Origin of the sequence: Bacillus sp. FSL M7-0791, assembly GCF_038627085.1 — a bacterium.
GTDB classification, from domain to species: domain Bacteria; phylum Bacillota; class Bacilli; order Bacillales; family Bacillaceae; genus Bacillus; species Bacillus safensis.
The window spans coordinates 3,367,870-3,388,567 of record NZ_CP152022.1; the positions used below are offsets into that span (position 1 = coordinate 3,367,870).

The 20,698-nt window shown below is 42.0% G+C and carries 16 protein-coding genes; 2 read left to right on the forward strand and 14 right to left on the reverse strand.

Translation table 11 applies throughout. From position 1 onward, the window contains the following. Positions 1-141: 141 nt before the first annotated feature. From MHI08_RS17345 to MHI08_RS17365, 5 genes are all read right to left on the reverse strand, one after another. Positions 142-1,224, reverse strand: coding sequence for an amidohydrolase family protein (locus MHI08_RS17345; RefSeq protein WP_342499815.1), 1,083 nt, complete (start codon positions 1,222-1,224; stop codon positions 142-144). Positions 1,225-2,118: 894 nt separating this feature from the next. Further along, a complete protein-coding gene (locus MHI08_RS17350) occupies positions 2,119-3,576 on the reverse strand; it encodes a sucrose-6-phosphate hydrolase (protein ID WP_339240452.1) in 1,458 nt (485 codons plus the stop codon). 19 nt (positions 3,577-3,595) lie between these two features. Then, positions 3,596-4,984, reverse strand: a complete 1,389-nt coding sequence (locus MHI08_RS17355; protein ID WP_224426825.1) for a sucrose-specific PTS transporter subunit IIBC — start codon at positions 4,982-4,984, stop codon at positions 3,596-3,598. Positions 4,985-5,240: 256 nt separating this feature from the next. Next, the gene (locus MHI08_RS17360) at positions 5,241-6,074 is read right to left on the reverse strand and encodes a PRD domain-containing protein (protein WP_024423828.1); all 834 of its coding nucleotides are present in this window, start codon (positions 6,072-6,074) and stop codon (positions 5,241-5,243) included. A 52-nt stretch (positions 6,075-6,126) separates the two neighbouring features. Next, positions 6,127-6,405: a hypothetical protein gene (locus tag MHI08_RS17365; RefSeq protein WP_034621898.1), complete on the reverse strand. Its 279-nt coding sequence runs from the start codon at positions 6,403-6,405 to the stop codon at positions 6,127-6,129. A gap of 500 nt (positions 6,406-6,905) precedes the next feature. Here MHI08_RS17365 and MHI08_RS17370 point away from each other — a divergent pair, with 500 nt between their 5' ends. Next, on the forward strand, positions 6,906-9,332 hold the full coding sequence (locus tag MHI08_RS17370; RefSeq protein WP_041115423.1) for a S8 family serine peptidase: 2,427 nt from the start codon (positions 6,906-6,908) through the stop codon (positions 9,330-9,332). 320 nt (positions 9,333-9,652) lie between these two features. Here MHI08_RS17370 and MHI08_RS17375 read toward each other — a convergent pair whose 3' ends face one another. The 3 genes from MHI08_RS17375 to MHI08_RS17385 all read right to left on the reverse strand — a co-directional run bounded on the left by MHI08_RS17375 (position 9,653) and on the right by MHI08_RS17385 (position 12,781). Next, a complete protein-coding gene (locus MHI08_RS17375) occupies positions 9,653-10,654 on the reverse strand; it encodes an LLM class flavin-dependent oxidoreductase (protein WP_342499816.1) in 1,002 nt (333 codons plus the stop codon). Positions 10,655-10,710: 56 nt separating this feature from the next. Then, the gene (nfsA, locus tag MHI08_RS17380) at positions 10,711-11,460 is read right to left on the reverse strand and encodes an oxygen-insensitive NADPH nitroreductase (protein ID WP_039182366.1); all 750 of its coding nucleotides are present in this window, start codon (positions 11,458-11,460) and stop codon (positions 10,711-10,713) included. 109 nt (positions 11,461-11,569) lie between these two features. Further along, positions 11,570-12,781 carry an FtsW/RodA/SpoVE family cell cycle protein gene (locus MHI08_RS17385; protein ID WP_342499817.1) on the reverse strand — a complete coding sequence of 404 codons (1,212 nt, stop codon included), beginning with the start codon at positions 12,779-12,781 and terminating at the stop codon, positions 11,570-11,572. A gap of 476 nt (positions 12,782-13,257) precedes the next feature. On the opposite strand from MHI08_RS17385, the gene MHI08_RS17390 reads away from it, so the two are divergent. Further along, positions 13,258-13,521, forward strand: a complete 264-nt coding sequence (locus MHI08_RS17390) for a spore morphogenesis/germination protein YwcE (RefSeq protein ID WP_008345491.1) — start codon at positions 13,258-13,260, stop codon at positions 13,519-13,521. A gap of 77 nt (positions 13,522-13,598) precedes the next feature. Here MHI08_RS17390 and qoxD read toward each other — a convergent pair whose 3' ends face one another. The 6 genes from qoxD to galT all read right to left on the reverse strand — a co-directional run bounded on the left by qoxD (position 13,599) and on the right by galT (position 20,664). After that, entirely contained in the window at positions 13,599-13,979 is a 381-nt protein-coding gene (gene qoxD / locus MHI08_RS17395) for a cytochrome aa3 quinol oxidase subunit IV (RefSeq protein WP_012011667.1), read from the reverse strand. A 1-nt stretch (position 13,980) separates the two neighbouring features. Next, positions 13,981-14,598: a cytochrome aa3 quinol oxidase subunit III gene (qoxC, locus tag MHI08_RS17400; RefSeq protein WP_024423834.1), complete on the reverse strand. Its 618-nt coding sequence runs from the start codon at positions 14,596-14,598 to the stop codon at positions 13,981-13,983. Next, positions 14,598-16,556: a cytochrome aa3 quinol oxidase subunit I gene (qoxB, locus tag MHI08_RS17405; protein ID WP_024423835.1), complete on the reverse strand. Its 1,959-nt coding sequence runs from the start codon at positions 16,554-16,556 to the stop codon at positions 14,598-14,600. The genes qoxC and qoxB overlap by 1 nt, the downstream gene beginning before the upstream one ends. A 27-nt stretch (positions 16,557-16,583) precedes the next feature. After that, positions 16,584-17,540, reverse strand: a complete 957-nt coding sequence (gene qoxA, locus MHI08_RS17410; protein ID WP_342499818.1) for a cytochrome aa3 quinol oxidase subunit II — start codon at positions 17,538-17,540, stop codon at positions 16,584-16,586. Positions 17,541-18,057: 517 nt separating this feature from the next. Further along, complete coding sequence (locus tag MHI08_RS17415) at positions 18,058-19,140, reverse strand: M24 family metallopeptidase (protein ID WP_034621901.1); 1,083 nt, start codon at positions 19,138-19,140, stop codon at positions 18,058-18,060. 12 nt (positions 19,141-19,152) lie between these two features. Next, complete coding sequence (gene galT, locus MHI08_RS17420) at positions 19,153-20,664, reverse strand: UDP-glucose--hexose-1-phosphate uridylyltransferase (RefSeq protein ID WP_342499819.1); 1,512 nt, start codon at positions 20,662-20,664, stop codon at positions 19,153-19,155. Between the last annotated feature and the right edge of the window lie 34 nt (positions 20,665-20,698).

Sequence of the window (20,698 nt, forward strand, 5' to 3'; positions counted from 1 at the left end):
GCTTACATTAAGTTGAAAATAAAGAGATACTCTTACGGTTCTGTAAGATGTGTAAGAGTATCTCCATTTACTCTTCTGTTGTTTCCTCAAGACAGCGAACAAAATGAAAACTTTCTTTCATCGTGTCAAAAACGTTTATTTTCAACTGAAATTGCTCTCAAGGTCTGGTTTACCGTTAAAAATTACATGTTTCGGTTGATAGTTAATGTTACCTAACACCGTTTCTCCATCTACATCGGGAAAAGCAGTCTCAGTAGAAGTAGAATCTAGTACCACAAGGTGATTTGGAGTAAAATTAAAATCATCAATTCCTAACAATTTAGGAGCTGTTACCAGAACTGCTCTAAAAGCTTCATCAAGAGACAGTCCACCTACAATCATTTTAGAAATGATGTAGCTCATGTTATAAACAGGGTATTTTCTCCATGACGCGCTTGTTAAATCTGTACTGATCGTATCTGGTTTAATTCCCTCAGCTAAGCATTTATAAAAAACATTCCAATTAAAGTGTTTTCTACCGTGACCGATATCTAATACTATTCCTCTTTCTACTGCAGCTAGAAATTCTTTTTTTACCTTCCCGGCAGTATTCAACACGTTTCCATCCCTTCCTTGAAATGGATGAGTGAGAATGTCCCCTTTATTAAAATATTGTGTTACCTCTTCAATATCTAGTTGAGTTTCAGTTAAATGAACCATCATTCGTAAATCAGTTCGATCGGCTGCTTCTCTTGCTAAGCGTAATAAAGACCGGTCAGTCGTTTTGTCCACCTGACCTAAGCGAATCTTAATTCCTAATAAACAATCATTAGCTAAAGATGCAACTTCAACAATTCGATCCAACGAAATACTTTCTGGCTTGGTTGGGTTAGGATTGGGGTGATTTGTTAGCCCTTCTGGTAAAGCTGATAACCAAGAACGAACTGTTAACGGGCTGTTTTCCCAATAACGATTTGCTTCCTCCCATCCGTCATAGCCAAAAGTACCTGCGTCCCCAACTGTAGTTACTCCTGAGGAAAGATATTGTTTATCTGTTACACCAATCTCTGCTCCAGGTGCCCATACATGACAATGAAAATCTACTAGTCCCGGTACAATTACGCTAGATTCAGATAAATGAATATCCCTATCATTCTCATGAGTAACTGTTATGCTTGTAGACTTATTTGGAATGAACCCCTTTTCTGACCAAATAGAACCGCCTTTAAAATTCCATACTCCCATGCAAATACACCCCTTAACTTCATTTTGATTTAATAGATTAATTTTTTTAATTGTTTGCAATAGCACTTCTTTACATGCATTGATAACATCCAACCACTGGTGCTAAATCACTGACCAACATACACCAATAAGATAGCGCTTTCAAAAATGAAATGAATGACACAACCCCTATCTTTGACAACTTTCATTTTAGAGACAGAGCACCCCTCATCATAAAAAAGTTTATATGATTTATCCTATGTAATAAAAATTACTTTATTTTATATAAAAGTAATATTCATTACTAATAATTTAAATGTATGTTATCACTCATAATTAATAAAGTAAACCTTTTTTATAAAGAACAGCATGATAAAGTAAAACGAACAGTGAAGCAAACGGGGGAAAATCGTTTTAACTGATAGTTATCAAGAAAATATAATGGAATTAATGGCGAGGGGATGCAGACGTCGTGGTTGCCATTGGTCCAAAATCCAAAAAAACAATGAAAATAAAAATTCCACTTATGATCAGTGGAATAAGATGCAAGACTTTCTTTGGCTGAAGCAGCTAATAATGGCAAAACATCGATTAATCCTGAGGAAGGCGGGGTTAGTTTTCAAAACTGATCGATCAGAAGCAGAACTATTTAAACGGGCTGATATGATTGAAGTTAAAAATTTGGACGAGGTACTTTAGCCGGAACGGGCGGGGAATTTAACAAAGAAAACGAGGATGCGGTATTGGGGTCCCCAATATACCGCACCTCAATAATCTGATAGAGAAATGTAATTCTACATCGGCACCTTCTCTATCAATCGTGCAGACGGTGCTGAAGCGCCCTTTTTTATATGCCTTGCTGTTTCTGTTACTTTCAATTTCACGTCATACTGATCATCACTTGTAGGATACGGATCAACGATTTGCTTCTCTTTGTAAATGCCATGTCTTCAGTTTCAGCTTTGTTTCATTTCTGCCACTGATGGAGATCGATTTATTTCCCGGGGAAGGAAAGTAACGTGCAGTAAAAACTTCTCGGCCTCCGTTTACAAAAATCTCAATTGACGATGAGTCGATAAAGATATGAAGGTCGTGTAATTCCTCTATGACTGCTTCACGAACTTCCTTTGATCGATCTTCAAATCGATCCCGCTCTAATGTCAGCTTCCCTTCCTCTTTATCATAGATGATACGTGCAGCTGCACGGATACAGCATTCAAACCCTTTTTGTGTGTCAATTTGATCAATGAAAACCTCTGCGCTCGTAATATCCTCTACAGGGATGGAATGAACAGAACGTTTAATATGAAAAACATGCTCTTGTTCATTGGTCCGCATGGATTGAAGTTCACTTACTGGTTTTTGAATCAGATGTCCGTCCTCATCTAAACGGAGTTCTCTCGGGATCGTGAGGCAGTGTATCCATTGATAAGAAATTGTCGGATGATGCTCTTCTCCTTGATCAGGCACCCCCATCCACCCGATTAAAAGTCGTCTGCCTGATTCGTCTAGAAAGGTTTGCTGCGCATAGAAGTCAAAGCCACGGTCCAGTTCCTCAAACGCTCCGTGTGTATATTGATACGAGTGATCATCCAATGTGCCAACAAAATAGCCTGATTGATGTGTATTGTGATATTTTAAGCCATCTGGCTCTAGTCCTTGTGGTGACACGATCAATACATCCCGGCCGTCTAATTCAAACAGATCTGGACATTCCCACATATAGCCGAAATTGTCTAAACCATTCTTTCCGCTGCCTGCAATCGTGCCTTGAAACGTCCAATTATTTAACGTATCAGAGGTAAATAAGACAAGGTGTCCTTTCAGGTCTAAGCTTTGTGCACCAAGGACCATGTACCACCGGCCATTTCGCTTCCATACCTTCGGATCTCGAAAATGGGCAGTGAACCCTTCAGGGAGCGTTGCCACGACACCTTTTTTCTCAAAGTGAATACCATCTTCCGAAACAGCTAAACATTGATACGTCTCACGGTTCCCTTGTTCATCCCGAACGTTTCCAGTGTACATCACGTGCATCTGCCCATCGTCTATAAATGCACTGCCAGAATAACAGCCGTTTTGATCAAACCAATCACTTGGGGCAAGAGCGGCTTCTTCGTGCTGCCAATTGACTAGATCTGTCGATGTATAATGCCCCCAGAATTTTGCACCATGCCCCGTTTTGAATGGCTGCCACTGATAAAAGACGTGGTAAATTCCTTTCCACTGAATCAGCCCATTCGGATCATTTAAAAGACCGACTGGCGGCATCAAATGAAAATGCTGCCGGTACACATCCTTTTTAACCAAATGCTCATAGTTTCGAATACGGTCTGCTATCTTTTGACGAAGTGCTGCGTCAGTTGTTGTCATGACTGTGACCACTCCTTGATTATTTTTCGACTTCTTTTACTTTAAAAATGATAGTGAGAATAAATGAAACAGCAACAGCGATTAACATACCAATCACATAATTGACCACATTCTGAATACCGAATGGTGCTGCAATCGCAATCATCGGAATGCCTGTTAAACCATAAGCATTGGCAGCTACCTTCGTGAAAACGACGAATGCCCCGCCCAATGCGCCTCCAATCATCGCCGCAATAAATGGTTGACGATAGCGAAGGTTTACACCGAATATGACAGGCTCGGTAATTCCTAAAAAAGCAGAGAAGGCAGCAGGAAGGGCAATTTCTTTTGTTTTTGCACGCTTGGCTAAGAAAAAGACAGCCAATCCTGCTCCGCCTTGCGCGACATTGGACATAGCCCAGATCGGCAGCAAATAGTTACGCCCAATATCATTCAGCAATCCTGCCTCAATCGCATGGAAGCTATGATGAACCCCTGTGAGCACAATTAAAGAGTAAGCACCGCCGAAAATGAGTCCTGCTAAGAACCCTGCATGGTCATAAATAAATGTCAGTGCACTCGAAATTCCTGTACCAAGCATTCTTCCAAGCGGTCCAACTGCAATAAACGTCACAAATCCAGTGACAATCACGGTCACAAATGGGGTCACAAGTAAATCAATACTGTTCGGAACGACTTTTCTTAAATTCTTCTCAACAAGGCACATGATATATACGGTCAATAACACTGGAATGACCGTCCCTTGGTAACCAAGAAGAGCAATATCAACATTGAATAAATGCATATACTCTGGTTTTGCTTCCGTCAATCCCCACGGATTAAGCAGATTCGGGTGAATCATAATTCCCCCAATGACAGCCCCTAAATACGGATTTCCGCCAAACTCTTTCGCTGCACTGACCCCAATTAAAATCGGTAAAATGATAAAGGCTGCACTTGAGAACATATCAAGCATTTGAAAGATCGCAGAGCTTGGATCAGCCCATTTGAAGGCTTTCATCATGCCTAAGAGACCCATTAACAAACCGCTTGCCACAATTGCTGGAATGATCGGTACAAAAATATTCGATAGCGTCTTTGCAAAACGCGCAAGTGGATTCATTTTTTGTTTCACTGCTTCATCATGGCTGACAGGCTTTTGATTCTCGTCGCCTGTCTCAAGACCAGTCTCACGAGCAAATGGTTCATACACTTTGTTGACAGATCCCGTTCCAAAAATGACCTGAAATTGCCCTGAACTTGAGAAAGCCCCTTTCACACCTTCAAGTTCTTCAATGGCCTCTTTGTCAATCAAATCCTCATTTTTCACCACCAATCTGAGTCTTGTTGCACAATGCGTTGCACTGATGACATTTTCTTTGCCGCCTAACAGTTTCGTTAATTCTTTGGCTGTTTTTTGATAATCCATGATGTCTCCTCCTTTTTTAAAGCAAAAAAGACCTAAAATTCACCAACGAGTAAAGGACATACACGTCCCCTCGTTACGCAAATTTTAGGTCTTGCCTGCCTGACAGTCACAATCCCACGATATCAATTTTTGATGACGCTTTCATCATAGTATAAGACTGTGACATGCGTCAACCTCTTTTTTCAAATCCAATGACCCATATACACTAATAAGAGTAGTGTGCATAAAAAAAAGCCTGCATGCAGGCACGATCATTTTAAACCAATTCGGCTTCCTGCAGACGCTGGACATGCAGCGTGATGTAGCCGATCTCCGATTCAGGGAGATGAAGTCCATATTCATCTTTTAACAAATCAGCGAGTCCAAGTGCACACCGGTACGCCGTATCATACTTTGTTTGGATAAAAATCAGCATGTCTTCGTCCATGATTTGAAATGCCTCATTCGATTCCAACCTGCCTAATGCATACCTCAAATGTGTCACAAGCCGCTGATAGGAAATACTATCCTCATCAATTGAATGCTGAAAATAGCTTTCAATATGCTCGATCATTTCTTTAATCATCGTTGTATATTTCACGGTCTTTTTCATGGACTCCGTATTCATTTTGGCCGTATGAATATGAAGTGCCACATATCCTGCCTCATCGTCCGGCAGTTCAACCCCAAGCCGCTCCTTTACATAACGAATGGCATACTTTCCAATCTCATATTCCTGCTTATATAAGACTTTGATCTCACCAAGCAATTTATTATATAGCACAATGCCTTTTTGAAGGCGTTCAATGGCAAAGGACAAATGATCAGTCAGTGATATGTGAATGTGATCACTGAGCGGCATCATGAGTTTCCCCTCTGCATAACTGATGATATGCTCTGCCACCTCAATATGCGCTTCTGGCAATGTGGCAAGAATTTGTTTGAATTTCTCATTTTCTTCACGCACAACAAAGATTTTCTCTATTTTTTGAAGAGGAACGACGTCATTTTTCCCCTTCTGAAAAGCAATTCCGGGTCCCATCACAATTTTCTCCTGATCGCCCTCCTTCACAACCACTGCGTTGTTATTCAATATTTTATATATCTTCAAGGGGTATCCTCTCCCAGCAGATAACATTTCTTATGTGGGATTTTACCCTGTTTCACTTTTTCTGTAAAGGTAAGAGCGGACCAGCACGCGCCTCTCGCATCGTCTTCTCTTCAAGCATCATCAGACTTTGAGTAAACCGCTTCTCTGCCCTGCGTTTCTTCTTATGTTCTTCTGCCAGCTTCTCCAGCTCTCTCTCTTTCACTACTTGAAAGAATCCAGCATCTGCCGCGGCCGTCTGAAACCCTTGATTCTTCATCATCACACCAGGGTTCACAAGCACATTCATCATGAAACCAAACCATACGCTCAACCAGCTTTTTAATTTCTTCACTGAACATCCCTCCGCTTTTCTTAGAATCTAGCAGCTCTAGCAAAACAACTGCTCCTATCATATCCCGAGAAAAAAGAGAGGTTTGTCACAATCTGGGTGAAAAAACAAACTAGTTTTCAGAAGTTTTGTTGAAAAGTGCAGAAGATCATCATGTGCCTGGATGTTTCATTGAAAATTTTATACACACGCTATCCCAAAGATAAGCACACCTTATCAACAGGATTTATCCACATATCAACACCCTGTTACTAGATTTTGTGTATGTGAATTTTTTATTTTCCATATATGTATCTGAATAATCGAGTTATCAACAGACATTTGTGAATAAGTGCGACTTTATAAACAAAATAGTTCTTTATAACTATGTAAAATAAGACCATTTTAGTAAAGGAATTGTTTTCAACGTATTGAATACTTAATAACGGGCAGTGAATCTTTCCTATTTATCCACAAAAAGAAAGGCTATCTCCCTAAAAACACAGCTAGAAAGGGGAAAATTAATGAAAAAGGTCATATCTCGTTCTTCTGTTCTATTGTTCTCCACTATTTTTATTTTATCCACATTCTTTACCGGTCAACAGGCTGCTGCTGCTCCATCTAACAAAAAGATGGAACTAGAAAAAGCAGAAATCTTCGGTGAAATCAATGTCAACTCGAGAAAACAAACCACTGTCATTGTTGAATTAAAGGAAAAATCCTTAGTTGAAGCCAAGCAAGAAGGCGAATCACAAACAAAAGCCTCCCTCAAAAAATCTCGAACAAAAGTAAAGAACGCAGCACTCAAAGAGGTAGATAAAGCGAGTGTTCGTCAAGAATATGAAAAAGTCTTCTCTGGTTTCTCTATGAAACTTCCTGCAAACGAAATCCCGAAGCTGCTCGCAGTTGATGGAGTAAAAGCCGTTTATCCGGATGTTACATATAAAACCGATGAAGTGAAAAAGGAAAGCATCCAGCTTCCAAACGAAGATGTCTCCCCGCTTATGGATAAGAGCGCTCCATTTATCGGTGCACCAAAAGCATGGGATGCCGGCTATTCTGGAAAAGGGGTCAAAGTCGCAGTCATTGATACTGGAGTAGACTATACCCACCCTGATTTAAAAGGAAACTTCGGTTTATACAAAGGCTATGATTTTGTTGATAATGATTATTCTCCGCAAGAGACACCTAAAGGAGATCCTAGAGGCGAATCCACAGATCACGGCACACACGTTGCAGGAACGATTGCGGCAAATGGACAAATTAAAGGGGTCGCAAAGGATGCCACACTTCTTGCATACCGTGTACTTGGACCAGGTGGATCTGGAACAACTGAGAACGTTCTTGCAGGCATCGACCGGGCTGTTACTGACGGAGCAGATGTCATGAACCTCTCTCTTGGAAACAGTGTCAATAACCCTGATTATGCAACGAGCATTGCACTCGATTGGGCCATGTCTGAAGGCGTTGTAGCTGTTACTTCGAATGGAAACAGCGGTCCTAACAACTGGACTGTCGGTTCTCCCGGCACGTCAAGAGAAGCCATTTCTGTCGGAGCAACCCAGCTTCCGTACAGCCTTTACAATGTGAAATTCCCGAATTATTCTACTGCAAAAGTCATGGGATACTACCAAGAGAGTGATTTAAAAGCGCTTGACCAAAAACAAGTCACACTCGTCCAAGCAGGAATCGGTGACGAAAAGGCATTTGAAGACATCGATGTTAAAGGAAAGGTGGCCGTGATTGAACGTGGTGCCATTGCTTTTGTGGATAAAGTCGACAATGCAAAAGCCGCTGGTGCAATCGGCGTTGTGATGTATAACAATACCGATGGAGAGATTCCAGTCGACGTACCAGGTCTCGCACTTCCTACAATTAAGCTGTCAAAGGCTGAAGGAACAGCGCTTATCAAAGCCATTGAGGCTGGAAACGATACAACGGCTTTCTCCATTCAATTTGTCAAAGAACTTAGTGAGCAAGTCGCTGACTTCTCATCCCGCGGACCGGTTGTGGATACGTGGATGATTAAGCCTGATTTATCAGCACCCGGTGTCAGCATTGTGAGTACGATCCCAACACATGATCCTTCTCAGCCTTACGGATATGGTTCTAAGCAAGGAACAAGTATGGCATCTCCGCATGTGGCAGGAGTTGCAGCGATCATCAAACAAGCAAAACCATCGTACTCAACTGAACAAATCAAAGCATTGCTGATGAATACAGCAGAAAAACTATTTGACGCAAATGGCAGCCCATTCCCTCATAACACACAAGGAACAGGCAGCGTTCGAATCATGGAATCACTTCAAGCGTCTTCTATCGTTTCTGATGCGAGCTATTCATACGGCACTTTCTTAAAGGAAAAAGGCGTTCAAATCAAAACGAAGAAATTTAAGGTAGAAAACCTTTCAAAAGCACCGAAAACGTATACCATTGATTACAAATTCAATGGCAGCGGCATTAGTACAAACGGAACGAAAAAAATCACCGTCAAAGGGAATTCCACTGGATCCTTTACTTCCGCAGTCCAGGTGAATTACGGAAAAACCAAAAAAGGGACGTACCAAGGCAGCATCACCATTCGCGAAAATGGCAGAAAGGTCACGGAAATCCCTACTTTATTGATTGTGAAAGAGCCTGATTATCCGCGCGTCACTTCTGTTTCCGTAGAGCCGGACAATCGTGCTGGAAGCTATGTCATTAGCAGCTACCTGCCTGGCGGTGCTGAGAACCTTGCATTCCTTGTCTACTCGACCGATGGAGAGTATTTAGGTGAAGCTGGTGTTTATCAACATGTTGATAAAGGAGAGCACCGCGTAAAATGGAATGGCACAATCAATCAAGGCCAGAAGCTTGAAGCTGGTGAGTATACAATGCTTGCGTATGCAAGTTTGAAAGGAAAATCAGATACCGTACAAACGAAGGAACCTTTCGAAATTTACCCTGAATAAATGTGAATCACAAGAAAAGCCTTGTATGAGCGGATAAGCTCATCAAGGCTTTTCGATCATATATGGAGGAAAGAGAAACTCATGTTGATATTGCTATGGATCGTTTCTTTTTTTACTGCTTTTTTTCTGACGATCACATTGGTTTATTTTCTAACCTTTTTACATACGAAGCAGCCTCGTCCTTTTCAACAAGCATGCGAGCTGACTGTTTATGCTTCCTGTATCTATCCGCTCAGCCTGCTGGTGTCAGCCGCCTTCTTCCTCACCATGATGCTCCTTTTCCCCTTGTACTGGCTCCGCAGGCGATAAATATACATACGTTATGCATCAAAGGCTTCTTTTAATAAACGATACGATGTGAGCCTGTCTTGCAAGTGATGTGTGATGGTTACAGCGATCAATTCCTCTGTCCGATAAGCCTTCGCGAGTGTGGTCAGCTGCTTTTTCACAGATGCTGGTGTTCCAATGACCATCCTTTGACGATTGGCAGCCACTCGTTTTTGTTCATAAGGACTGTAGGAATACGACTGTGCCTCTTCATATGAAGGAAAGCCTTCAAGATTCAGCCCCTGTTCATTGGCAAGTAAAGATAAATCTAAGCTGACAGCCAGTTTTTCTGCCTGCTCCTCCGTTTCGGCACATAAAACAAAGACTGCCAGACTGACTCGCGGCTGATCACCGAATACTGAAGGTTCAAATCGATTGATATATTGCTCCACAGAGTCTTCTCCGCCTTCACCATTAATAAAAAGTGCAAACGTGTAGCCTGCACCTGCTTTCGCCGCAAGCCTTGCACTCCCTCCAGAAGAACCAAGCATCCATACTTCTGGCGCTGTCTCTACCTTCGGAGAAGCAGTCAAATGAGGCAGCGGGTAACATTCATCCGCTAGATCATGTAAATAGACCTTCAATTCCTCTACCTGCTCAGGATACTGGTCGCCTAGACGCTTTCGCTCCCCATGATGAAGGGCAATGGAGGAAATAGGCATACCACCAGGGGCACGTCCAATCCCAAGATCGATTCTGCCAGGAGCCAGCGCTTCAAGGACCCTGAAGTTCTCTGCTACTTTATAGGCGCTGTAGTGCGGGAGCATAACGCCGCCAGAGCCAATGCGTATGTGCGATGTAACGGCTGATAAATGGCCGAGAAGCACCTCTGGACTCGATCCTGCAAGCCGGTTTGAAAAATGATGCTCTGATACCCAAAAACGGTGATACCCCCACTTCTCCGCCTGCTTCGCCAGTTCAACCGTCTGCTTCAGTGCTTCAGCAGGCGTAGCGCCTCCTATCAAAGGAGATTGATCCAGTATACTTAATTTCATTATGCTGCACCTCTTACAGAAATCCCCCTCTCTTAATGGAAAGGGGGATGTCTTATTTATTTTCGATTAAAGCCCTTCTCTTTCACAAATTCTCCAAGGAAGGCACGCTTTGGCTGGCTGAAGCCCCGCAGCATCTGCTCAGACCAAGTATCTTTTCTCTCACCGTTTGTTCGTGCTTCATAATATGCGGAAATACGATCGTCGTATTCTTTTAAATAACGATCCACATGCGCTTCATCTTGCTGATATGAATTTTCATGATATATGAGTTCAACTGGCAGCCGTTCCTTTTGTGACGACTGATTAGCTGGATGGCCAACAGCCAGACCGAATAACGGCAGCACATAAGATGGCGTTTCAAGCACTTCAGAGACTTCTCTCAGCTGATTACGCAGTCCGCCAATATAGCAGATCCCAAGTCCCATTGATTCTGCAGCAACACTGACATTTTGTGCAGCCAATGCCGCATCGATGACGCTAATGAGAAAGGCTTCCGTATTCTCAAGCGCCTCCTGATGATTCTTCCCTGCTTTTTTTGCAATATGATCATGGCGTTTCAAGTCTGCACAGAAGACAAAGAAATGCCCGTTCTTCTCAACGTATGGCTGATTCCCAGCCAGTTCAGCAAGCTTGGCCTTCTTCTCCTGATCTGTCACCCCAATAATACTATACGCCTGTACATAGCTTGATGTCGAAGCAGCCTGTGCACTTTTGATCAGTGTCAGCACCTCTTCTTCTGTCAAACGCTCGTCTGTAAACGAACGGATGGATCGATGATTTAATATGGTTTCTATCGTTTTGTTCAATTCGAAGACCTCCTTCACTTCTTCTATCATAAGGCAAAGACATAGGGCTTTTCAAAAATTAAAACTCGCATAAAAAAGACAGCCTATACTTAGACTGCCCTTACCCGTTTTATTTAAATAAATAACTTTGATATTTCGTTAATTGAACGCTTGCGTTATAGGCGATCCCAAATCCAATGAGGACAGACAAGACAGAGCTTCCTCCAAAGCTGATAAATAAGAGCGGAATCCCTGTTACAGGCATCACGCCTATGTTCATGCCAATGTTCTGGAACGTATGGATTACAATCAATGCTGTATATCCTACGCAGAAGAATGACGCAAATCGGCTATAAGGATGGATACGGTCAATCAGTACGACAAGCCGGTAAATCAAGAAGAAGAACATGATCACAACAAACGCACAGCCGATAAAGCCAAAGGCTTCACCTATAATGGAGAAAATCATATCCGTTTGTGCTTCAGGAACGTAGACCTTTAAGTTTTTAATACCATTCCCAAAAATCTGCCCTGCACCAATGGCCATAATCGCCTGCTCTACTTGATATTTATCAGATCCAGATGCATCCTGCGTCTGTGCTTGGTTGGCTGTCGAAGAACTATCAGGCAGCCAAGCGGTAATCCGGTTAATTTGGTACTGTTGAATGCCGATTGTTTTCGCAAAATCAGGGAAGAGAATGATGACGGTTAACACAGCGGCAACCAATAGTACAACCACTGAACCGATGAGAGAAATCAGTTTCCAATTCACCCCTGATAAAAACACCATCACAACAACAATAAACATACAAACAGCCGCAGTCCCTGCATCCTGCAAGAAGATCAGTCCAACTGGTACAGCTGCCACGCCGGCAATTTTTAATAGAAGGAAAATATCATCCTCTAATGTCCGCTTTCCTCTAGGTGAAGACTTTCCAATAACAGATGCGAGCATCATAATCAAACCAATTTTCATGAACTCCGAGGGCTGAAATGTCCCTATTCCAGGTAACACAAACCAGCTTTTTGCACCATTTTTGATTGGGGCAAAATCATGACCTCCGATTTGTGCAGGAGCGATTTTCAGAAGAATTAACAGCATAATGCCGCCTATAAATATATATAAGCTCAGTTTCTCTAATTGCTCTAAGTCAAAATAATTAATAGCAACAATACATATAACTCCGACCATATAGTATATGATCTGTCTGGTCCACGCATTAGATCCGTACTGCCCAAATTGACCCGCAGCATAAATCGCAATGATACTGATGGCAAAGAAGGCTAAAAATATAAAAATCAAATCTCCTTGATAGTAAGGAGATGTATTCTGCTTGTTCATGAACTAACCACCCTTATTACAAAACATAAAAGCCCTTATTTATATTAGATTGAAATTTTCACAAAATCAACTCACCTTAAATATGACGGAAGATACATCCGAAAGGTTCCATTCAATTTTCAAAAAATGAAATACTTTTCATCCTAACAATAGGAAAAAATCCCTCTATACACTTTTCATTCAATCGATCTCAAGTCCTTTAAAAAGTTTATTTTACAGATTTTAAGGGAAAAATTCAATGACCTATGTGGCGATATAACAAGTAAACATCAGATGAGATAAGCTGCACTGAGGAAAGAGGAATAAAACCATTTTGTATGGAATAAGGCCCATTTTCCAATTATTGCGTTTACTTCAAAGTCAATTGTGGTATAATACTTGTAACAAAATGTTCACAATATCTCCTAAAAACAGACACAATTGCATCCTGACCTCTCATTTGATTTGAATATCAACTTACAAAGGAGTTGGATACGATGGATATGTTCTTTGCGTACCTATGTATTGCAACGGCTACACCCCTGTTTTTATGGCTGGAAAACAGAAAAATTGCATTAGCATCTATTCCACCCATTATGATTATGTGGATTTTCTTCGGTCTTTACATGACAAGCAGTTTATCTCCAGCAGGACATACCTTCATGATCGCATTCTTTGCCATTAACGTGATTTTGGCTCACATTGCAGCGTTCCTCATCTACGGACTTCCATTCATTCGCAAAAGATTCAGCAGCCGATAGATATCGCCCAACTATTGGAAGCGTTATCACCATCATGATAAAAACCACTCACCTTCAAGAGATGAGTGGTTTTTTTATTATTTCTCTGAATGCTCAGACTGCTTTGGCGCAGACGGTGAATACCCGTCTTTACTGTTCTCTCCATGGCTGTAGTGAGCCGCAAAGATCCAAACAGATCCGATGACGAAGATAATCGCACAGAACAGACCAAACAAAGTATTTCCGACTTGAACAGTTCCGTTTTCGCTCTCTGTCATGTGCATAAACATGAACAGCTGCAAGAATGCTTGAATGAACGCAAAACCAAAGATAATCCATAGCTTTGCGGAACTGCCAATTTCAGCTCCAATCGCAATCCAGAATGCTAAGACTGTCAGCACAATGGATAGGATAAAGCCAACTACGTGTTTCCAAGGGAAGTGTTCGTGCTCTGCTGAGGAATGTGTTTTTCCAGCCATATCACAAAAGCCCCCCTAATCCGATCAAGTAAACAGCTGTGAAGATGAAAATCCATACAACATCAAGGAAATGCCAATATAGACTTGAGATGAAAATCTTCGCTGCTGTTTGTGGAGTTAATCCACGCTTTTTAATTTGGAACAAGATCCCGGTAATCCAGAAGATACCGATCGATACGTGTAGTCCGTGAGTTCCTAAAAGTACAAAGAATGCAGACCAATACGCACTTGTATGGATGCTCGCACCTTCATGTACATAATGGAAGAACTCGAAAAGCTCAAATCCAACGAAGCCTGCACCTAGAAGCAGTGTGAGAATCGTCCAAATGACAACCCCTTTTGTACTTCCACGGCGCATTTCATGAACAGCAATCCCGCATGTAAATGAACTAACCAATAGCAGGAATGTCATGATCAATACAAGCTTCATATCAAACAGCTCAGCTGGTAAAACGCCGCCAGCTGTTCTGCCATGTAGAACAAAGTAGGTCGCAAAAAGTGTTGAGAACAACACGATTTCCGCGCCAAGGAATATCCAGAAACCAAGGATGTTTAAACGTCCGGTTTCAGACTGATATTCAAGCGGTGCATTTGCATAGCTGCTATCATTATGTCCCATTACTTCTGCGCCTCCTTATTCTTTTTCTCTGTTTCAATGACTTCTTCAACAGGAATATAGTAGCCATCGTCATACTCGAATGAACGTAAAATCATCGTTGCGAATACACCGATTAAGCCAATAACGCCAATCCAGTACCATTCAAATACAAGACCGAATGCACCAAGTCCAAAGAATGCAGACATGATCAGCGGTCTGCCTGAATTATGCGGCATGTGAATTTTCTTGAATTCTTTTTCAGGATGAACGTCCACATTGTTTTGCTTCCAATGATGGAATGCATCTGGTGTTGTCACTTCTGGAAGTGCTGCAAAGTTATAATGCGGCGGAATTGCAGAAGATGTCGCCCAGTCAAGTGTACGTCCTTCTCCCCAGCTGTCTCCAGACACTTCACGTTTTGAGTGTCTCCAGCTGTAGTAAATGTTGTAGCAAAGGATGATGAATCCGATACCCATCATAAATGCACCAATTGTTGAAATAAAGTTGAGTGCAGTCCAGCCATCTTCTGGTCCATACGTATAAATACGTCTTGGCATTCCTTGCAGTCCTAGGAAGTACTGCGGGAAGAAACAGATGTTAAATCCGATCATGAATACCCAGAAGAACCATTTGCCGATTCTTTCGTTTAACTTGTAACCAAACATTTTTGGATACCAGAAAACAAGACCAGCAAAACAAGCAAATACAGTACCTGCGATTAATACATAGTGGAAGTGGGATACAAGGAAGTACGTGTTATGGTACTGGTAATCCGCAGCTGCCATCGCAAGCATAACCCCAGTTACACCACCGATTACGAAGTTCGGGATGAAACCAAGTGCCCAAAGCATTGGTGATGTAAAGCTGATACGGCCTCGATACATCGTAAAGAGCCAGTTAAAGATTTTCACACCTGTTGGTACAGAAATCGCCATTGTTGTAATCGAGAAGAATGAGTTAACCGCTGCACTGTTCCCCATTGTAAAGAAGTGGTGAACCCACACAAGGAAACTAAGAACAGAGATTGCCACAATTGATACAACCATCGCTTTGTAACCAAACAACTGCTTTCTTGAGAACGTCGCAAAGATTTCTGAGAAAATACCGAAAGCCGGCAGGATAACAATATATACCTCAGGATGTCCCCAAATCCAGAAAAGGTTCGCCCAAAGCATCGGCATACCGCCTGCTTCGAGTGTAAAGAATGCAGAACCGAATAAACGATCAAATGTCATAAGTGCTAAAGCAACTGTTAGTACAGGGAATGCAAACACGATGATGACAGACGTAATCAATGTTGTCCATGTAAACATTGGCATACGCATAAGTGTCATACCTTTTGTACGCATTTTTAAGATGGTCACCATGAAGTTAATACCTGTCATAAGTGTACCAATACCTGCAATTTGGAGCCCGAGCAAGTAGTAGTTCTGTCCAGGTCCTGGTGAGAAATCATTTCCGGCGAGCGGCATGTAACTCGTCCAGCCTGCACTTGGTGATCCTCCAATAACGAAGGAAATGTTGAACAGCATTGCTCCGACCATAAATGTCCAGAAACTAAGGTTGTTCAAATAAGGGAATGCAACGTCACGTGCACCAATTTGAAGAGGAACAACGACGTTGATTAAACCAATTAAAAATGGCATCGCCATGAATAGAATCATGATCGTACCATGCGTTGTAAAGATTTCATTATAGTGGTTTGAATCTAAAAACGTATTATTAGGAAGCGCCAGCTGCGCGCGCATCATCAGTCCGTCTACCCCACCGCGGAAGAACATAATCACAGCAGCAAGGATATACATGATTCCAAGCTTTTTATGATCAACTGATGTCAGCCATTCTTTCCAAAGCCATTTCCACTTTTTAAAGTAGGTTAAAACAAACACAATGGCAATGGAAGTGAGAGCGATAGAAATTTGCGCACCAAGAATTAATGGGTCTCCAGTTACAAAAAACTCATCCCATTTTAAATGCATAACGGCCTCCTCCTTTCCTTAGTCAGTTTATTCTGTTTCTAATTTTCTTTTATAGTTCTTCACATTCTCGAAAGGATCTGTCTTGGAATGCGGAGAAACTGCTTGATAACCTAAACGTTTGCGTGCTTGGAGTGCATATTCAGAATCTTCTCCGTGCTTCGCAAAGGATAAATGTGTTGATGAGAATGTCTGCACATCTGCAGCATCAGGAAGCATCAAGTAGTCATACGTTTTCTTCGTTAACTTTGGTGCTTCTTTCTTCGTTTTGTTTACCCATTTATCATAGTCAGACTGCGTCATCGTATTGACTTTGAATTTTTGCTGAGCAAAGCCCTCGCCTGTGAAGTTGGCGTTTCTTCCTTGGTATGTGCCTACTTCATCAGCTTGAAGATATTGTTCCATTTCCATTCCAGCCATCGCATACTTCTCCCCGCCTAGCTGAGGAATCCATAGTGATGCCATTGTATCAGCGGAAGTGATTTTGAATAAAACCGGCTGATCTTTTGGAATGTTTAAGTAGTTCACTGTCTCAATATTTTCCTCTGGATAACTAAAGATCCATTTCCAATCAACAGCTGTCGCATAAACGACGAGTGGATCTTTATGGCTTGTTGCTTGAGGTGCCTCTTCCAAAGAGTAAATTGTTTTTACAGTTGGAATCGAAAGAGCAGCAACGATTAATATTGGGATCACTGTCCAGACAACTTCTAGAAGCGTATTCCCGTGTATTTCTGGGTTATAAGAGGCGTTTCCAACGTCCTTACGCTCACGGTATTTAACCAAAATGATGGTAAACAGTACAAATACCGCACCAACGATAAAGAGCATGAATCCAATAGATAAAAGGATTAAGTCTTTTTGTTGTGCTGCGACTGGTCCTTTAGGATCTAAAACAGCGATATTGCTGCAACCTCCTAATACAAAAACACTCACGAGCATCGCTAATAAAAGCATAGGTTTAATGGCTCTGAACAAGAAGATCACCATCCTTCCTTAAATAATGTATAAATTGCTGAATAATTGTGAAAAGCCATCTGCCTTCGAAAACTTTTCTTCCCTTTGTAATGCTATCAAAATCTGTTAGAGTTAGCTTCCCTTTTTTCAAAAGTTCATTTATTTTTCAACAGATTTCTCTCAAAATGTCATAAATTCGACATAAATTTATATTATTGCACACACAATAAATTTCTAGGATTTTGAAAAGTTGAGAGTTGAAGGCAAAGGACAAACAATCAAGAACTTTGTCAAATTTAGGTTTACCACAATAAAAAAGTTTGGTCAAATTTCAATTTAACTTAATGAAATTTTATCTAGGTAAACAATTTCAAAATAGGTATCCCCACATTTAACAAAAACCTTACTTATTTTAACGCAAGTTGACAAGAAAAGAAAGTATCGATCCTCTGACTATGCGGTGTAAGAATTGGCAATCATGATGAATATGTGGAATCCCGCTAAATGACTTCCAGCAAAAAACCGGCTCAGCGCCGGCATTCTGCAGTTATTCTTCTCTCACTAAAATATCAGGGCGTCTATAGATGTCCCCTTCATGCTCAACGTCAATGTATGTCCACTTGCCTGTATAGGTTAAAAAGCGGTTCCCCTCTTTCTCTACGACCATCGTATCCTCTGACTTCAATCCAGGCAATGAAGGGTTCCAAGTAAACACTTGTTGCTGCTGAATTTCTTCCTTCGATGAGGGAACTGCAATGATTTCTCTAGATACAAAGCCCGTTTTTCCCCCTTGATGAAGCTTTTTCCAGCTATCAGGGAAGCCTTCTTTTTCATACTGAGCAATACCTGCTTTCAATACATCTCCCAATGTCTTACCAGGGCGCGTGGCGGCATTCATGACCGTGTCAATTCGGGCAAGCCGCTCTTTGTTCTCTTCAAGCTCCTTTGGAAGCTGACCGAAGTAAACAGACCTTGTGACATTCGCCACGAGTCCATGCCGTTCAGCGCAAAGAACAACAAGCGCATGCTTTTGAAGTTTTTTGTCTGTCGGAATTGGATGACGGTATTGATGAATCCGGTCATCTGTTGCCACAAGCAGTACTTCTATCGTCATTCCCTGCGCGATCGCTTTTTGAGCCGCAAGCGAAGCGATTTCGTGCTCCGTCTGTCCTGGAACGATTTCTTTACAGACACTCTCTACAATAACTGCTGTTTCATGACAAAGCGTTTCATATTGGCGGAGCTGTGATGCAGAAAGAATGGATCGGACTTGCGACAAATCCGGCTCGATCCATTCAAATCCATCCATTTGAATGTCTGACCCGATCCGTTTGTCTTTTGTGAGTGTTTGAATGTGTGCCGTATCATCCTCAAACCAATCCATCGTTACCACTTGAAATGGGTGATCGATATAGGCCATCTCTTCTTCAATGATCCGCTTTTCTTCCATTTGATTCACAATGAGGACGATGTCGTCTTTTAACACAAGCAGCTTGCACACGCCCTCTGGTGTATTTAACACGATGTGATTTCTTCTTCCTCCTGTCAGCCAGGAGAAGTTATTACGCTTTTGAATCAAGACACCGTCGAGCTGTTTTTCTTCCATTAATGTTCTTACTTGTTCAATCATCTAATCACCTGCCTATATGAGTGTATGAATGAAACGTTTAAAAGCTGTTTTCCCTTGCTCAGTTCTTTTAAACACACCCGCCTGTGAGAGAATACGAGAAAAAATCATACCGACTTCTTTTTGTAAAATGGCTTCTGTATTGTCCTCTGTAAAGGTGTTCTCTTCAAGCAGACGTTTTGCCCATGTTTCGTGTTTTGTGATAGCAGGGCGGGCTTTGATTTCTTCAAGGGGGTTTTTGGATAAGAGCGCTTCTTTTAATTGGCTTAATTCCTCTGCTAATCTACCAGGAAGAACGGCAAGACCCATCACTTCAATTAATCCGATATTCTCTTTTTTAATATGATGGACTTCTTCGTGCGGGTGGAAAATTCCATCCGGGTGCCGCTTGTTTGTACGATTATTGCGCAGCACTAGATCTAATTCATAGTCATCGCCATGGCGGCGTGCAATGGGTGTAATGGTATTATGCGGCGTCTCTCCAGTATGAGCTAGCAGCTCCACTTCTTCATCTGAATACATTTTCCACTTGGTTAAGATAAAGTCTGCGGCGTCTGCAAGCGTCTGCCGGTCGCTGCTTCGAAGCCGGATGACAGACATCGGCCATTTCACAATGCCAGCCCTCACATTCGGAAAGGCATTCAGAGAAAAGACCTCTTCCACCTCCGCTTTCGCCATCGGAAATTCATGCGCACCGCCCTGAAAATGGTCATGACTTAATATACTGCCCCCGACAATCGGAAGGTCGGCGTTCGATCCGATGAAATAGTGCGGGTATATATATATGAAAGAAAGCAATCGTTCAAAGGTCTTTTTGGAGATGCTCATCGGCTCATGTTCGCCTTTGAACACAATGCAGTGCTCGTTGTAATACACATAAGGTGAAAATTGTAGAAACCAAGATTCATCTGTGAGTGTCACAGGAATAATCCGGTGATTCTGTCTCGCTGGATGGTTGATCCGCCCCCCAAACCCAACGTTTTCTTTACAAAGGAGACAAAGAGGATATTGCTTTTGACTAAGCTTTTTGGCTTCAGCGATTGCTTTTGGGTCCTTTTCCGGCTTTGATAGATTAATTGTGATCTCCAGCACGCCATCATCTGTTGGTGTAAACCACTGCACATTTTTGGCGATTCTGCCTGTATGAATATAGTGTGCGTGCTGCTGCATTTCATAGAACCAGCTTGTAGCCGCCTCTGGCCCTTCATGCTGGCGTTTCTCTTCAAACTTTGCGTAGATGACACTTGGAGGCGCCACCAAGCATCCCATGATTTTCGCATCTAGTAAATCGCGATACGTATCCGTCCCCTCAGGGATAAGGCCAGTCTCAGCTGCCCAATCCAGCATCGGCATTAAGATGTCTTCAAGCTCCGCCTCCCCTGAGACTGTTCTTAGCTCAGCTTCATCCAGCCCAAGCACCTCTAGCAGCCGATTTCTCGTATAATCGATATCTAGTCGTGTGATCAGCTCATGATTGATCCCGTATTGAATCAGCTGTTCCAGTTTTTCAAAAATATCAACCGCCATTCTCTCTGTCCCCTCTCTTGCCTGCCTGTTATGC